At 49.0% G+C, this 16629-nt stretch carries 14 protein-coding genes; 3 read left to right on the top strand and 11 right to left on the bottom strand.

What is annotated here, in order from left to right:
- Positions 1 to 25 precede the first annotated feature (25 nt).
- From ACZ48S_RS00980 to ACZ48S_RS01000, 5 genes are all read right to left on the bottom strand, one after another.
- Positions 26 to 322 (bottom strand): hypothetical protein, encoded by a 297-nt coding sequence (locus ACZ48S_RS00980; protein ID WP_464213186.1) that lies wholly within the window; start codon positions 320 to 322, stop codon positions 26 to 28.
- Between the two features lie 76 nt (positions 323 to 398).
- Positions 399 to 812, bottom strand: a complete 414-nt coding sequence (locus ACZ48S_RS00985) for a hypothetical protein (RefSeq protein ID WP_464213188.1) — start codon at positions 810 to 812, stop codon at positions 399 to 401.
- Between the two features lie 79 nt (positions 813 to 891).
- The gene (locus ACZ48S_RS00990; protein ID WP_464213190.1) at positions 892 to 1194 is read right to left on the bottom strand and encodes a hypothetical protein; all 303 of its coding nucleotides are present in this window, start codon (positions 1192 to 1194) and stop codon (positions 892 to 894) included.
- 98 nt (positions 1195 to 1292) lie between these two features.
- A complete protein-coding gene (locus ACZ48S_RS00995) occupies positions 1293 to 1535 on the bottom strand; it encodes a hypothetical protein (protein WP_464213192.1) in 243 nt (80 codons plus the stop codon).
- 138 nt (positions 1536 to 1673) lie between these two features.
- Complete coding sequence (locus ACZ48S_RS01000) at positions 1674 to 2648, bottom strand: DNA polymerase III subunit beta family protein (RefSeq protein WP_464213194.1); 975 nt, start codon at positions 2646 to 2648, stop codon at positions 1674 to 1676.
- Positions 2649 to 2742: 94 nt separating this feature from the next.
- On the opposite strand from ACZ48S_RS01000, the gene ACZ48S_RS01005 reads away from it, so the two are divergent.
- Together ACZ48S_RS01005 and ACZ48S_RS01010 are read left to right on the top strand one after the other, a co-directional pair.
- A complete protein-coding gene (locus ACZ48S_RS01005; protein WP_464213196.1) occupies positions 2743 to 4224 on the top strand; it encodes a bifunctional DNA primase/polymerase in 1482 nt (493 codons plus the stop codon).
- Between the two features lie 300 nt (positions 4225 to 4524).
- Positions 4525 to 5151 (top strand): hypothetical protein, encoded by a 627-nt coding sequence (locus tag ACZ48S_RS01010; RefSeq protein WP_464213198.1) that lies wholly within the window; start codon positions 4525 to 4527, stop codon positions 5149 to 5151.
- Between the two features lie 55 nt (positions 5152 to 5206).
- Here the strand turns inward: ACZ48S_RS01010 and ACZ48S_RS01015 are convergent, their stop codons facing one another.
- The 6 genes from ACZ48S_RS01015 to ACZ48S_RS01040 form a co-directional block, all read right to left on the bottom strand.
- Complete coding sequence (locus tag ACZ48S_RS01015) at positions 5207 to 5605, bottom strand: response regulator (protein ID WP_464213200.1); 399 nt, start codon at positions 5603 to 5605, stop codon at positions 5207 to 5209.
- 156 nt (positions 5606 to 5761) lie between these two features.
- Positions 5762 to 8320 carry an ATP-binding response regulator gene (locus tag ACZ48S_RS01020; protein ID WP_464213202.1) on the bottom strand — a complete coding sequence of 853 codons (2559 nt, stop codon included), beginning with the start codon at positions 8318 to 8320 and terminating at the stop codon, positions 5762 to 5764.
- On the bottom strand, positions 8310 to 11285 hold the full coding sequence (locus ACZ48S_RS01025) for a response regulator (RefSeq protein ID WP_464213204.1): 2976 nt from the start codon (positions 11283 to 11285) through the stop codon (positions 8310 to 8312). The genes ACZ48S_RS01020 and ACZ48S_RS01025 overlap by 11 nt, the downstream gene beginning before the upstream one ends.
- Positions 11282 to 12151: a CheR family methyltransferase gene (locus ACZ48S_RS01030; RefSeq protein WP_464213206.1), complete on the bottom strand. Its 870-nt coding sequence runs from the start codon at positions 12149 to 12151 to the stop codon at positions 11282 to 11284. The genes ACZ48S_RS01025 and ACZ48S_RS01030 overlap by 4 nt, the downstream gene beginning before the upstream one ends.
- A 429-nt stretch (positions 12152 to 12580) precedes the next feature.
- The gene (locus ACZ48S_RS01035) at positions 12581 to 14518 is read right to left on the bottom strand and encodes a tyrosine-type recombinase/integrase (protein WP_464213208.1); all 1938 of its coding nucleotides are present in this window, start codon (positions 14516 to 14518) and stop codon (positions 12581 to 12583) included.
- Positions 14511 to 15548 (bottom strand): tyrosine-type recombinase/integrase, encoded by a 1038-nt coding sequence (locus tag ACZ48S_RS01040; protein ID WP_464213210.1) that lies wholly within the window; start codon positions 15546 to 15548, stop codon positions 14511 to 14513. Before ACZ48S_RS01040 ends, ACZ48S_RS01035 begins: the two co-directional genes overlap by 8 nt.
- 258 nt (positions 15549 to 15806) lie before the next feature.
- Here ACZ48S_RS01040 and ACZ48S_RS01045 point away from each other — a divergent pair, with 258 nt between their 5' ends.
- The gene (locus tag ACZ48S_RS01045; RefSeq protein WP_464213212.1) at positions 15807 to 16457 is read left to right on the top strand and encodes a hypothetical protein; all 651 of its coding nucleotides are present in this window, start codon (positions 15807 to 15809) and stop codon (positions 16455 to 16457) included.
- Positions 16458 to 16629: the final 172 nt, after the last annotated feature.

A 16629-nucleotide genomic window follows, 5' to 3' on the forward strand; every position in this document is an offset into this window, starting at 1 on the left:
CTGTAGATAATGGAATGACTGTGGTTTAGGCCACCAGGACGAGTTGGTTGCCGCTTTCGATTCGCCTCTGCTCTTCCGCCGCGGCACCGCTAGGTAGGGATTCACGGACGGCCTCGATTGAGCTTCTGATACTGTCGATGCGCTCTATGTTGATAATGAGACAGGCAAGTCGGCCATCGACATATTGCGGGATGTCGGATATCTTCCGTGCCTCGATGGCCACTATCTTGGCCTGTTCCAGCGGCTCAGAGGCCTGTTCGATAAACTCCTCGATCATATCCATCGCCTCACTGACCTTGAGAGCACTCCACTTGATAGGCATAGTTTCCCCTCCTTTCCAGATTCAAACAACCCTATTATTCCTGCGTGATAACGGATGCGCAGCCCCCGGGAAACGGTTATTTGCCGAAAGACTGAGTGCGTTCGGTTTTGACCAATCCGAGATCTTTGAAGTTTTGAAAGATCTCATCGAGTAAGGCGTAGTCTTCCCCGGACAAGCTCCGGCTTGCCCCGTCATACCAGTCTAAAAACCAGTATTCGATCTCAACGGCGTCGAGATTCTCGTCCATGTAGAAGCGAAACTCATCCGCCGGACCGCCCCAGGACAATTGCCAGCGGAAATAACCCCGCTTCTGGTCTTGAAACGTCCCCCTGGCCACGTAGTCACAGCTCAAACCATATTCCTCGAATCGTCCCAGTTCCCGGTGAGATGATTCGGGATTTCTTTGGTATAGTCGCCAGAGCGTCCGTATATCCCGCAGCCGGTCTTGAAGTTCCGCTTCAAGCCTTGCCTGGCATGTTTTCTGCCGCATTTTTCACCTCCATTTGGGCAGACTCACCCCTTTGAATTTGGCGGCTTTGATAACCCTGAGCCGGCGGACAGGGGACTGGTTAATACTCTTCAGGGAAAAGAATAGTCGTCGCCGACCGGTCAGCCTCTGTGATGATCCAGATTTTGGGCAAGCCCTCTGCCTCATAAGCGGAGAGCAGTCTGAAGCCCTGCTTCAGGCTTAGCTCATTCTCCTGTCTGTCTGCCTCATCGATGTTGCCCCAGTCACCTTTGGCATGGCGGTTCAGGGAACGGCGCATGAATTCAGCAAACTCCGGCCTCTCACCAGCCAGCGCATTAACTCCCCGGGTGGCGACCACCTGGCCTAAAGGAACGATGGGATTGATTACCAGTAATCCGTTCATAGCTATCACCTCCTCTCAAAGTTGCGTTTGCGCAAAAGGAAGGGGCCGGTACTCTAAGCTTCCCGACCCCTTACCCACTTGACCTTAACCGGGCCTTATTAAGTTGTCTCGATGTTTTCCCCGCCGTGCTTGGCGGCCAGGTGCCTGGCGCACTCTGTGCGGACGCTTTCTGACGTCGCTCCCATTTGGCTGAAAACACCTAGTTCCTCATCCTCGTGGTAGAGGGCCACCATATGGTCATCAAGGTGCTCCAGTCTGAAGCCATGTCTGGCATATTCGCCGAGTTCCAGCGTTTCCTCTTCTGCCATACATATCCTTTCGTTTTGAATTTCCTTGCCCATGCTTTCAGCCAAAATAAAAGGGGGTATTCCCACCGCAAGGGCAGGAATACCCCCTTAACAAAAATAAGCACAAAAAGGGGCTGTTACACCCCTTCAAGTGCGGCTGTTTTGCGAGTTCAAGCGTTCAGTCTTGGACTGTCAGGCTACGGCTACCGGTTCTTTTACCTTGCCGTGTTTCTTGGGCTTCGGCTTGTCGGCTTTGGTAATGGCCTCGGCTTCGGCTACGGCTTGGACTTTCTCGGCTTCACCTTCGGGTACCGGCTCGGCGGGTGTCTCGACGGCTTCGGCTGGCTCTTCTGCCTTGGCTTCATCCTTCGGCTTCTGGCTTTCAGGAGTCAACATCGGCATGACCACCAGCTCATAATTCGGCGCTGTGAAAAGCATCGGCGATTTGGCGTCGCTGAGTTTCAGTTCTACCATACCGCCGCAGGCCCTCAAAGCGTCGGCAAGATAACCCCCGTCAAGCCTTACCTTGACCGGTTCGCCGGTGGTGTCGGCGGTTACTTCGGTTTCGCCCTTGTCGTCGGTATTCGCCATGATGACCTTGCCATCCCCGATAATGAGGTCTATGGCATAGGTTCTGGAGTCGGCGATGACCTTGAGGGAGCTTACCGCCTTGAGCGCTTCATTGGTGTCGAAGCTGGCACGGCTGGCGAAGTCGGCGGGTATGAGCTTCTCATAGTCTGGAAAGTTGCCGGCGCATCCCCGCCAGTCATAGCGGATTAGCTCCGTGTCCAGAAGTAGGCTCATGCCTTCAAGGCCGTCCCCGCTTTTCTCAAAGCCCATTCTAACCCGACGTGCCCGTCTAAGGGCACTGGTAACACCCCGAAGCTCGTCCCGATTGACAAGGACTTGACCCTCGTCACCGTCGAAGTCCAGCTTCATTACGGCTAACCGGTAGCCGTCGGCGCTTACTAGGGATAGCTTACCGTCTTGTACCTTGAACAGGACACATTGAAGGATTGGGCGGGTGTCCTCATTGGCGGTAAACGGCAGTACCCTTGTAAGGGCGTCCGAAAGCTCCAGTGCGCCGAGGTTGGGGCTGACCGAGTTTGAAGGGCTTACCCTGATGTCGCACAGAGTAAGCGGCGTCTTTTCGCCGACCCAAGCCATGTTCTCAAGGTAGCTGGTATTGGCTCCGCATACCACCTTACAACCCTAGTCAACTGACGACAACCAGCGTCAGATTCAGCCAGGAGGTGCCCTAATGGATAAAGTGGGCACTCTCCAGCTGCTCAACTCTTACCATCAGCGCGGATTCAACCTTATCCCGATGAAACCCCGGGCAAAGATACCCCTGGTTAAGTGGAAGGAATATTGCCTGAGCAATGAAGACCTCTTTCGCTTTACTTCCCAGGATACAAATTGGGCAATCCGTTGCGATGAAGGCTTTCACGCCCTGGACTTTGACAATCCCGAAAGGTATGAGAGGTTTGTCCAGGAAAAGGGAGGTTACTTCAGCGAAGCTCCGGTAGTCAGGACTAGCCGCGGCTACCACGTCTGGTTCAAACCGAAAAGACCAGTGAATAGCTTCACCCAGGACGGTATTGAGGTTAAGGGACTGGGGAGCCTTATCGCTATCCCGCCATCTATTCACCCCACTGGGGCCGAGTACCAGTTCATAAAACCGCCCAACGGCAAGCTGCCGGAGATAGACCTGGATAATCTATTTGAGGTCCCGGCAGACAGCGGCTCGAAACAGGACGGTATGGTTCTTGATAACGTTCCTTCGGACTTTGCCCTGCGCTATGGCAAGTCCCCCTATCCTCAATCTCTCTGCGGCAGGGCAACCAAGGTCTTTACCCGGGGAGACGAGGAGATGAAGCACCTGGTCAGCCTGCGCTGCTGGAAGTGGCATTGTCCCAAATGTGCCAGGTTGCTGAAGCGTCACTGGATGCGAAAACTGGGAGAAGTTTCGTTTAGATTCATTATTAAGCTACCTACTCCGGATAAGCCTACGACACTACTCCGCCATCTCGATAAACCGGGGTATGTCCATATCGTTGCCAACGGCGAGAGTTGGCTATTCCTTACCGTTGCCGAAGAAGAGCGGGTGTGGAGCGAAGTAAAGAAATCTGGTTACGACCTCGTGGCGGGCGACATTTCCGGACCGCCAACTCCTGAGGATATTGCTTTATACCTCAATAAAGCTCTCTGCCATGAGAATGGGCCACTCAATACCAGGCGGAAGATAACCCATAACCGCGGGCTCTTGAAGAAAACCGTAGAGAAGGTACAAGAACAAGTTGTTAGTAATGAATCTATTCAGAATTCTGAGATTAAGGAGGCAAAGGAAGAAATGGAGGAGACATCGCCGAACCGTGATTCGCGGGAATGGGACACCGAGGTGCTCATGAAACCCATCGGAGAGGTGGTAAAGGAACTCGAAGCCGAGGGCTGGGACATTATCTGGTCTTCAGAGGTGGAGGCTATCGCGGTAAAGAGGAAGGGGCCGGGCAAGAAGCCTCCCAACCAGGAACCAACCGGTCTTCTCGACCTAATGGCAAGCCTGGGGATAGAACTACGCACAGCTGGCGGCGAGTACATGGGGCTTTGTCCCTTCCACGATGACCATGACCCTAGTCTTTCTGTAAACGCAGAGAAGGGTGTCTGGCATTGCTTTGGCTGTGGCAAGAGTGGTAACTACCACAGCTTTCTTGAGGCTTGGAGAGCTCTGCAAAAAAGGTAAATTCAGCTTGTGGAGGGTGACCCACCAGGACCCCTATTACAGTAGGTAATGGAAGAAACGCACAGCTAACCACCGCACGTTGCCGAATATGTATACCAGCTATGTGGATTGGTAATTTGAAGCCCTGCTTAGTTGTGCTAAGCGGAGGAGCCAATGGTACTGGGAAGCCAGACCGATGAGAGTAGAGTACGTGGGGTTGGGGTGACCCCAGACCAGCCCTGAAACGAGCGTAAATCGGGGGTATGACCTGTGGTATACAGGTGTGGTATACAACCATGGTATACAGCAAGGAGGCAAGTTATGACTACAGCAAGAGAACGCTACGAAGCAAAAACAAGGGTGGTTACTTTCCGCGTCCAGCAGGAATTATACGATGAACTGAACAAGATCAAGACTGAAACCGGCCTTTCTTTTGCTGACCTTGTTAAACTGGGAGCAGGTATTACCCGGGACGAGATAGCAGTCAAGATTGGTGAAACCAGTAACCTGCAAGGAAAGCTGGAGGAGCTCAAGCAAGCAGTGCAAACTGAAAAGCAGATGGCAGCAGATATCGCCGCTAAGGAAAGGCAGGAACAGCTTGTGAAACTGGAGCATGAGATTCAGGTGTTCCGTCTCTTTGACCTGGGATGGAGCATTGAGGAAGCCAGGTTTAAGTTGGGAATGACCCAGGCGGAAATCCTACAGCACTTCAAAGTATGGAGTGAAATGAGAGGTGAAAAAGAGAAGGTTCAGGTTGAACTTCTCAAGAAATACTTGAGAAGGCATATCACCGTCCTTCAGGAGCAGATTCTCTGGCGCGCAACCGGAAGTGCTCTTCAGGAATCGAAAATACAACTGGAACACAGTCGGCACATGTTCAATGACCCGTCCAGGCTAACCGAGGAAGAAAAGGATTTCCTTCTTACAGAGTATTCATATCTCGTCTGAATCCCGTTCCCGGTTTCTTCAAAGGTCGCAAAATACTATTTCGATACGCTAACAATCAGCACCACTTCTTTTCACCCAACAGATTATGAAGTGTCTTTTCCATGGTGTCGATAGAATATGGTTTAATAATCACTGCGCTGAAGCCGTATTGTTTGTACTCCAACGTTATAGGATCATCGGTATGACCGCTAGAGACAATGGCTTTGACTGCGGGATCTATTTCCAGTAGTTTCTTGATAGTTGCTACGCCCCCCATGCCACCAGGAATAGTAAAGTCGAGGATAACAGCGTCAAAGGGTTTTCCTAACTTCTGGGCTTCAATATATTTTTCAATTGTTTCAGTACCATTTGCAGTGGGTGTTGATTTGTATCCAAAAACACTCAACATTGCATTCAGCATCTTCTTTATCACTTCGTCGTCATCCATAATCAGGATCCTACCTTTTTCAGCCATGTATCCTCCCTCTCTCACTCTTGTATTGGATTTGGTTTCTGGTGAAGTTTAAGCAAGCATATCACGCCTTACATGCAACTCATTTTCTTAATAACGTGTGATTTTATACCAAGTTCAACGTAAATAATCCTCAACTGGCCTTGTACCTCTGTGCTACTACTTCTTCCCGGTTACTATGCTATTCAGCTCCTGTTCTATCTCTCTGATGGTGTACGGCTTGGTGACTACTCCGCTAAAGCCATATTTCTTATAGTCAGCCATTATTGGGTCGTTAGCGTATCCACTGGAGACAATTACCTTGACCCCAGGGTCAATCTCAAGCAGTTTTACTATTACTTCCTTGCCTCCCATCCCTCCAGGTACAGTGAGGTCCAGAATAACAGCATCAAATGGATGTCCCGATTTCTTCGCCTCGGTATATCGTTCGATTGCTTCAGCACCCTCCCTGGTTAGTTCCACTTCATATCCGGCACCTTTCAGTATTTTTCCTAGGAGCAGCCTGATTGGATCCTCATCATCCATGACCAGGATCCTGCCCTGAGTTGATGGTAAGGGTAGTGTAGCTGCTACTGGTGTTTTCTTCTCTTTCGTGATTTTCTCATTAGCAGCCGGCAAGTAGACATGGAAAGTCGTTCCAACACCCGGTTCCGACTCAAAGGTGATAATGCCACCATGTTTCTTGATGATGGAGTAAGAGGTTGCCAGTCCCAAACCACTACCCTGCTGCTTGGTGCTAAAGTAGAGATTAAACATCTTGTTCTGAGATTCTATCGGTATGCCAATGCCATGGTCTTTGATGGCTATTTCTATGTATCTACCATTGAGTAATGGCAATGTATTTGGGTTTTTATTAAATAGGTTACGAGCACTGATGTTAATGATTCCGCCGTTGGGCATAGCCTGGTCGGCATTGATAACTATGTTAGAGATTACCTGGTTTATCTGCCCTTCATCCGCTTCTACCGCCCACAGGTTGTCCGGTATAGCGAACTCGGCTCTTGTTTTGGAACCTCTCAGGGCAAAGGTAGTGGATTCTTTTATCAGCTTGTCGAAGAACAATATTTTCTTGATTGGTGTTCCGCCCTTGGAGAAGGTGAGCAGTTGCCGGGTGAGGTCTTTTGCCCTCAGGGATGCTTTCTCTGCTTCAACCAGCAGTTCTTTAGTATCCTCCACTTCATTGCGTTTTAGATGGACATTTGCTATTTGGATGTTACCCAATATGCCAGTGAGAATATTGTTGAAGTCGTGGGCAATACCACCAGCCAGAATGCCAATTGATTCAAGTTTGTCTGCTCTTCGCATCTCTTCTTCAACCAGCTTGCGCTCGGTTATGTCACGAACAATAACCATAGTGGTAGGTTTTTCGCCATAATCAAACAAACTGGCACTTATTTCAATGTTTAGACTTTTGCCATCTTTGTTAATAATGTCAAATCCATATTTGTCGGGGACATCATCCCCGTCTATTCTCCTACGGTAGTAATCTGCAACCATTCCTCTATGCTCTAAAGAGATAAAATCAACGAATGGTCTTCCAATCGTTTCTTCCAGCAAATAACCGGTCAATTCAAGTAGTTTCTGGTTCGCGTAGATTATTGCTCCCATCTGGATAATGGCAATACCGTCATTACTATGCTCGACGAGTGTGGCGTACTTCTTTTCACTATCCCTTAGCGCAACTTCCACCTGCAGTCGCCGAATCGACACTGCCGCCAGGTTGGCAAACGAATGCAATGTTTCCAGAGAAGGATCAGGCTGGTTAGCGTGTAGAGATATCACACTTGTGCCGTATAATTTGTTATCAACGACATATGCTACCCCTATAAACCGGTCAATACCCTGAGCTTTTTGCGCGATTTTCCCTATTGTTGGCGAAACAACCCCGAACGTTATCTCGTTCAACGTTCTCTGGATTCTAACAGGGTTTTGTATTAGATCATGTCGAACATCGTCGCTAACCGGGAAGCTGGTTGCAGTCAGTTTTTTGCTTCCCAGAGCCTGTATCAAGTCTGTGGTCAGATTTTGTTCCAACTCCACGTGCTCTACACGTATCTCCCGTTTCTTTGAATCGTACGTACCAAAAGTTGCAGCGGCAACGCCGGCGATCGCCTTAAGCTTAGATGCTATATATACATACAAATCGGGTATTTCAGAGATTGCAGTAAGTTCGATGGCAGCGCTGTTTAATATAGTCAGATCGCGGTTAATAGCGGACAAAGCCTCTTTCGACTCCTTGTGCTTGTCAATTTCTAACTTGAGTTCGCGGGTGCGTTCCTCAACCATTGCGTTCAGACGTTTCGTTTCCTGTTGCTTGTATCGGTTAGCCTCTTTAATCTTGGCCATCGCCTGGATCTGAGCCATCAATTCAGTCTCTGCAAATGGCTTGGCAAGAAACGCCTCGGCGCCCAACTCCAGCGCCTTAATACGGCTTTCCTGGTCGGTTTTCAGCGCCGTCAGGAAGACTATCGGGATATCTCTCAAACGGCTGTCTGACTTGAACCGGCGACAGACCTCAAAACCATCGATACCCGGCATAACGATGTCCAGCAGTACCACATCTGGATCTTCGGCATACGCCAGGTCGATGCCTTTCTGGTAATTTAAAGCGGAGGAAAAAATGGAGCCGGGAAGAATATCTTTGATAATGGCTGATAATACTGTCAGATTATCCTTATTATCGTCTATGGCCAACACTTTCAGTGTCTTAATTTCCATAGAGCACCTCCCTGATTGTCTTTTCAAACAGGGCCGCATCAATCGGCTTGGGGATATAGCCATCGAAGCCGTAGTCTAGCATCTCGTCCCGGTTACCTTTCATGGCGCTGGCCGTCAGCGCAATAATCGGAATATGTCGTAGCCGCTCTTCTTTTCTGATCTCATCGAAAACCTTGAAACCATCCATGACAGGGAGTGCAATATCCATGAGTATGAGATCGGGCGTGTGATGCCTGGCCTGGTCGACGCCGGCCCGTCCATCAACAGCTTCGATAACGGTATAGCTGTCTTTCAGCAACACTTTAACCGTCTGCATATTATCGGGGTTATCTTCTACAATCAGGATAAGGGGTTTGCCGGCTGGCGGCTTCCGGACGGGTTTTTTATGGGTTATCGGGCTTACCGGGAGCGACGCCAGCATCTTCCTGACTACCGTCAGCAGGTCATTCCGGTTGATAGCACCTTTCTGAATTAATTGGTAAATCTGGTTGTGCTCAAGAAACTGCAGTTCCTCTTTCGTTACTTGTTTAGCCGTGAGAATCAGCACCGGCAGATGGGAACTGGTTTCTCTATCACAGATTTTGTGCAGGACTCCAAACCCATCAATTTCCGGCATCATCAGGTCTAAAATCATCGCATCCGGGCGGCTCTTTTCGACTTGTTCCAGGGCTTCTTTTCCGCTGCGTGCTACCTGTACGCGGTACCCTTGCCCGGATAGGATATCCTTCATCTGAATGATCGCCGGTTCACTGTCTTCAACCACCAGGATGCTCCTACCCCGAACGTCCACTGCCGAAAGTATTTCAGCAGAAATACCAGGGGCGTAAGTGGACTCTACTACTGCTGACTGGTTAGCTGTTGCCTGCAATTGAACCATCAGCGGCAGTTTAACCGTAAAGATAGAACCCTTGCCCGGTGTGCTTTCCACCCCAATATCACCCCGCAGCAATTTAGCGTATTTCAGGGCGATGGCTAATCCCAATCCTGTACCGCCGTATTTTCTGGAGGTGCTTTCATCGCCCTGTCGGAATTCGCTGAAGAGATGGGGGAGAAAGTCCGCTTTAATACCGATACCCGTATCTTTAACAGAAATATGTACTTCTTCATCTACCTGAATCGCGGAAATCTCGACACTGCCAGCCTCGGTGAATTTGACCGCATTCCCCACAATATTCTGCAGTATATGCCGGCATTTAGAAATATCACTGGTGATGACGGGGAGTTCACTACCTACATGGTTCAACAGTGCGATATTCTTTTCGCGGGCCTGAGGCTCAATCATATCCACAACCTCGTTAGCCAATTCCCGAACGGAGAAACTGCTGAGGCTGATTTCTTCTTTGCCGGCTTCGATCCGCGACAGGTCGAGGATATCATTGATGAGTGACAGCAGAAGCTGTCCGTTCCGTTCAATCACTTCCAGGTAGCTGTATTCTTCTGCCGGAATAGAGCCTTGCAGCCGGCGGTTTAAGACCTCTGAGAGGGCAATCACCGAATTAAGGGGTGTCCGCAATTCGTGGCTCATGTTGGAAAGGAAAATACTTTTCAGACGGTTAGATTCATCCAGTTGCCTTTTCTGTATTTCCAGTTCAATATTATATTCATACAGCTCATCCGCCTGAATTTGCATTTTCTTCCTTTGCTCTTCTAGTTCACGGTTCTGATTTTTAAGCCTTTCGGAGATTTCGCGGATTTCTTCGAACGCGAGTACGTTGATATATCGGGCAACTATTACATCCAGTATATTGTTTACCAGCCTGACCGCCAACGCAGGATATTTGCCTACACTGGCCAGAGAAATTATTGCCACGACATTATTTTCGGATAGGATAGGGATAGTCATGATTTCCTTTGGCTTGAAATCCCCGCTCACCGCTGAGAATACAAGATGTGTATCAGACGGAATATCCGTGATGTGCTGGAACTTCCGCGTAACCAGGGCTGTGCCGAACTCACCTTCTCGCGCTTCAGCCGAAAAAGAAGCATGACCTGCGGTGCTCAATCCTACAGACTCGTAATGCTCGAAGTCGGTTTGCTGTTTATTCAGACGATAGATAGCCGCAATTTGCGACCCGGTATGCTCCATAAGAGTTTTCAGCAACGTCTGGCAGAAGCTGCGCACCTTCTCTTCCCAGAGAAGTAGATTAGAAATATGAGCAGTGTTTTCAGTGAGAATCATTTCTATCTGAATCGTTTCGGCCATGTTGTTGAACGAAGCGGAGAGTTCCCCGAATTCATTGGCGGATACATACCGGCTGCGGGTATCAAGTTTCCCCTGATGGAACTCGCTCGTGGCTGTAGTTATTTGTCGCAATGGATCACTGATAGATTTGAACAGGAAGTAAAAAACGCCTAGTAATATCAGGCCGATAATGCTACAGACGACAATCAACATATTATTCAGGTTCGTGGATATCCGGATCGAATTCTGGTAAGAATCGTCAGCCTTGTTTCGAGTAAAATCATCTACTATCTGTAAGTAGCCTAATAACACTTCAACCTGTAGTCCGCCGATGCCGGTGGACTGAGTTCTGGTGATTGCCTCGGTGGTCTTTCCCTCGCGTAGTAGCCGTATGGTCTCATCTTTTAGGGAAATCCACTTCACAAATTCGCGGTAAACATTGTCGATGTCTTTACGGTCCCCCAGGTAGCGGTCGTACAGGATATCAAACTGCTGAAAAGCATTGGACTGGGAGATAGCAATTGATTGCAGGTTTTCCTCCGGTGTCTGTTCATTCTCCACCAGACACAGATCTTTCGTTGTCCGGTGTATGTCCAGAACATCGGCTTTTAATTCACTGATTCCCCTCCTGACCTGTAGCGAATGGTTGTAAAGATCTTCGGTTTGCTGATGTAAAACACCAATCTGGATCCAGCTAGTCACGCCTAAACCTGCTACCAGCACCATAATCACACTGCACATAATTATCAGTTGTACGCTAATCTTCACATTTTTTAATCTCATATGCTACCCCTATGACCGGACTTTTGATAAATGATGGCTGGTGGCACCACGGAACGAAATCCCTGGATGTTCTCAAGGAGGGACTTTTCTGTTTCACCCGTCATCAGATATCCACCCTCAATCAGACAATCGTTTAGCTTTTTCAGAATAGATAGCTGGATTTCCGGTTGATAGTAAAACAGTAGATTATTACAGAGAATAAGGTCAAAATGACCATAGATACTTTCTGGTGGACAGCTAGTTTGCTTGTCTAGCAGGTCGTGATGGGAGAAGCTGACCTGGGATGAAAGAGAAGGGTTGATTGTAAAAATATCATCTCTGGCAGTGAAGTATTGCCGGATATACTGCAAGCTGACATTCTTCACCGCTTCATAGCGGTATACGCCCTTCCTTGCCGCGTCTAGTTTGGTGTCTGAAATATCGGTGGCAAAGATATGGAAATGGATACCCAACTCGTGGTTACTTTTGATCTCATTCAGTAATATAGCGACAGAGTAGGCTTCCTCACCTGAAGCACAACCCGCCGACCAGACCCTGATTTCCGGAGAGTTGGATTTCCCCTTTCTCTCCAATATACCCGGGAGTATTAAATGCTCTAATAGCGCAAACGAGAGCGGGTTCCGGAAAAATACACTGTAGACGATATTTAAGGAATGGGTGAGCAGTTCTGCCTCTGCGGGGTTCTCTAAAAGATAACTCGGATATTCATAGTCGGTTTTAAGAGATACTGCGGAGCGGCGGTTTTGGATAGTCTTAGCCAGAAACGTTTTTTCGTAAACCGAGATATCACGATTGTAAACCTGCTGCATCGTACTTACGATTTCAGACAGATTCTCCACAATTACCCTATCTGGTACTTTAGCCATTTGAGGGTGCCTCACTCAGGTTCCCGGTTTATTTAAATTTCAAGCGATCCTCACGGTTTACGCTAATTTAAAAATACAAAAGGCACATCAGCCACCGCAATCACTCTGTAACTGATAATAACGGCTCTATAATACCCCATACCTCGTTCCCCTGACCCCTTACTGAAATTTAAGGAGATAGCCAAGATAAAATCATTACATTTATTAATTTTAAGTTCAGTCTATTATACCCCTCCCCAATTGTCAAAGTACCGGCATTATATCTATCCGAATATGGGAAACTCACGATGAGAAGTACTTGTTTCGTTACTTTTTGATCACGTTCTTCACCTCGCCGGAGTCCCTAAATTGTTTCAACAAATATTACCTGCATAATCCCGGCTCCCCTATTGTAAAACGTGCTATTATGCAGGTAATAATCAAGTAGCTTCATTCCATGCTCTGTATGAGCCTGGAAAACACATCTACACGTTGTGTCTGTCCTTTAGCTTCGGCATCCTGTTTCTGCTTTTGGAGGACCGGCAGAAATTCGACGGTGGTTGAGAAGCAAGGACAGGATTCGCAGATTGTCTCGTATTCACATGGGACCCCATCCGGCCGAGTGCAATAGCCGTTACCAAGCATTCGCCAGTGATCCTGCCGCAGCCGTCGCATCTGAGCTCCTTCTACAAGGGAAGCTTGGTTATTTAGCAGGTCTACCCGGTTACAAAGAGCTTCCAGGTGCTGGCTGACCTGAGAATATTCCTGCTGGACTATCCGGTTGCCGATCCTGGCATAGACCATGGTCATAGAAAGAGATCGATGCCCAAGAAGCGCGGCGATACTCTCCAGGGGCATCCCCCGGTTGATGGCCAGGGTAGCCAGGGTATGTCGAAGCCGGTGCGGTGAGATGTGTTCCTTGATGCCGGACGCCTTCCTGACACGTTCTACGGCAGCAGTCACTCTGCTTCTGCCGAGTCGGCAGCCGTATAAGGTAAACAGGAAATCATAAGGCTTCTTGGGAGGGCTTTGTTTGATCCATTCGTCCAAAAGGTTTTTTACCTCCGGATGAAGCGGGATATACCTATCGTTATGCATCTTCCCCAGAGGCACGCGGAGCCAGTAGTTCTCGCCTATCTGGACTACACAGTCGGCGGTAAGATCGAGGAATTCACCCTGGCGCATACCGGTCAGAAGAAGAGTGATACAGCACAGTCTGGTAAACAGGTCGGGATGAGATCTGGCTGCTTGGAGGAATTTCGCCGCGGCTATCTCATCCAGGAATTTCGGAGAGGGTGCGTCCAGGATAGGGAAGTCTCCTGGAAACACGAGTACCCGTTTGGGAGCCTCCGGCCACTGCCATTCTGTGATACGGATGAATAAATAGTATAAGGCCGCGAGCAGGTGATACCTGGTCGTCGGGCAAAGTACATCTCCGGGACCGTTGGATTTATGCAGAAGAGGCGCCCATCGGATATATTCTTTAAAAGCTTCGATATGATAGCGCTGGATGTGCTCGATACGGGTTACTTCCGGATTAGTGCGAGCCAGCCATGAGAAAAACCGGAATAGGCGGACTTTTTCCTGGTAGGCCGAATCGGGGCGAAGTGATAATGCCATCTGTTGCAGATAGCGGCGGACTGTGACGGAGATGCCCACCGGGACTTCTTTCCATTGCTTCTCAAAGCTGGTCCTTCGAGAGCTCCGAGCCAATTGAGGAAAGACGCCCATGTGAAATAGGACGGTTCGGATTATATTCAATTGTCCATCCCACCTCTTGGGAAGTCCATTCTGAATCTTTTTCCCTTTGTAACCGCTCGCTAATCTCGAATATGCCTCGCGTAATTCCTGCCTAAAGGTATTCAGATCATCAAGAGTGAGAGCCTGAATGGGTTTCTGTGCCCAGATCATCAGGCAGAGCAGGGGTCGAAATTGACCTGCGATACCCTGTTCCTGGTAGCCCAGTCGTTGAGCTGCCTTCTGGTAGAGTTGAAACGTCTCTCGCTCCATCAGGCGAATCGCCATCTGAAAAAAGCGGGGCTTTCGTGTAAGCATGTAGGGTATTGGCATAGGCAAAAGGCGCCGTAAAATGAGGTAGTGCACAAAGCTGCGTTCTTTGCAGTCACAGCGGCGCTGCTCCTCCACCGGAAGTGAAACCCAGAGCTGGGGATCAGGGAATCTACTGAGGAATCGCCTGGCGCCTCGTTCGAGTAAGCGCATATTCGAAGGAAATTGAGAATACCCGGCCGATTTCAAGTACGACAGGTAGCTCGCCACCAGGCAGTCATGATATGAAACGAGATCTTTCTCCGACTCGTTCGTCGCTACCAGGCTGTTTCCCAGAGTTAATTCGAGTCTTGGTCTGTCCAAGGTCGTTTGACTATTCATCGGCTGATCCTCCGGAAAACAGGTTGTCTGAAACCCGGAGATACTGCTGCTGGAGCTCACGGGGACAAAGATGGAGGTAAATCCTGGTCGTGGTAATGTTACGATGTCCGGCCTGTGCTTGCAGGGCTTCGAGAGACATGCCTCCCTGACGGAGCGTGGTGAAACAGGTATGGCGCAATCGATGACATTGGATACCAGGCGTATCTGACTTCTTCCGGTGATACTCGATGATGGTGTCCAGGGCCCCTACGGTCATCGGCAAGCCCTTGTTTCGTCCTTTCATGACCAGGAATACTCGATCGGATGTACTGATGGGTCTTTCTTTATTCAGGTAGCTTATCAGCTCTTGCAGACCAGTGTCCGATATAGCCACTACTCTCCGGTGACCGCCCTTTCCTTCCCTCACGGTCAAAGTGTGTTGACCGAAATCGATATCGCTGAGAGCTAGCTTCAATACCTCGGATTTTCGCAGTCCTGCCAGCAGCATCAGCAGGACCATCGCTTTGTCTCGATGAAAGCGCATCGAATCCATGAATGGGTTAATCTCTTCGGGGTCCAAGGGCCTGGGTAAGGTCTCTGGTGCTCTTACAAGAGGCGTGGTGGCAGGTCTGCCGTACCAATTACCCCACGAAGTCTTTCGCCTGACCAGGCCTCGAGGAATAGGGCTCGTTTTAAGTTGGAGGTTATGATAGACGCTGAGATATTCGTAAAAACCGGTGACCGCGGCAAGCCGCCGTTTGATTGTCCGGTTGGAGAGCCCTGGCCCTTTGATGGAAAGGCCGTTCGTACGACCTTGTCGATTACTCGCCGCCTGCTGGCTTTCAATGAAGGCAAGGATATCGAGCGGAGCAATCTCCAGTACCGGTTTCTGAATCGAGTTCAGGAAGACCTGGAGATCGTAGCCGTAGCTTAAAAGGGTATTAAACCGGCATCGGTCTCTAACGAATTTAAGATAAGCGTCTGCTTCGGGCATTCCTAGAGAGATATTTACAACTCCATCCACCACCTCCCGCTTAAGTCTGTAGCTCAACGGTAACCCTCCTTGTGCTCTTATTTTCTTGTTTTAATTTACCATTCTCCCCGGGGGGATTACCGACATAATAGCTAGTTCTTGAGATATGACAAGTTGTATTTTTGTTAAATAATGAAGCTAGAAATACACATAAAAACGCACCTTAACAACTGAATACGCCGTGTCCAGAGCCTTGCCTTGTGGCTGGCAATAATAAGGATGCCCTGCCTAGCGATAACTAGACAGGGCAAATCTAACAAAGGGAGCGTGTCCACAATGCTAGACTATCAGGAATATACCACACAGATTGACCAGTATCAAGGCAACGGCAACGGTAATGGTAACGGATACAGTCATTTACAAGGCGATTGGGCATTATTCTATAAGGTAGCAAAGGGCTTCACTCATAGGGTAAGACCAGAGGATAGACAGGACTTCTTACACGACCTCTTGCTCACTATGGCGAAAGTCAAAGCCAAGTATCAGGCAATCGGTAAGGAATTGACGGAAGCGGGGTTAATCAGGGTAGCCTGTTACGATGTAGCCGACTACTGGAGAAAGAAGTTCAGGCGAATGAACGGCACTGATTGCGGGCGGTGTAGTCAAGAGCAACGCCGTAAATGCCAGAATAAGGACTTATATCGTGAGTGTCCCAAAGCTATCAAGCTGGAAAGCCTAGACAGGCTAATAACGGATGCCGACGGCAATCAGATAGAGTTTTCCCAGATGATAGCCGATGACCACGCCGTTGATGTTTCGGATAGGCTTGACGCAAGGCTTATCCTGCAAAGCTATCCTCACAAGTTCCTCAAGATTGCCTATAAGAAGTATGCGGGGTATCCGTTGACTGTCAGTGAAAGGCAGTATCTTTACAGGCAGAGAAGCAAGGTTTACAAGTGCTCACAAAAAAGTTTGGTATTAGCGTAACGTTTTGGGAGTTTTCAGCGACTTAATCAGTGAGAGGGTTAAAAAACCTCTTGCAGAGAATTGAACAATGCCAGCGGGTTGCGGGTTGGGCAAGGCTCTGGACAATTGAATATCAGGACTTCAGGCAGAGCGAGAGTTAGCTTTCCGCTTTGCCCTTGTCTATTTCAAGCCG

The organism is Dehalogenimonas sp. NIT-SK1, assembly GCF_055384165.1.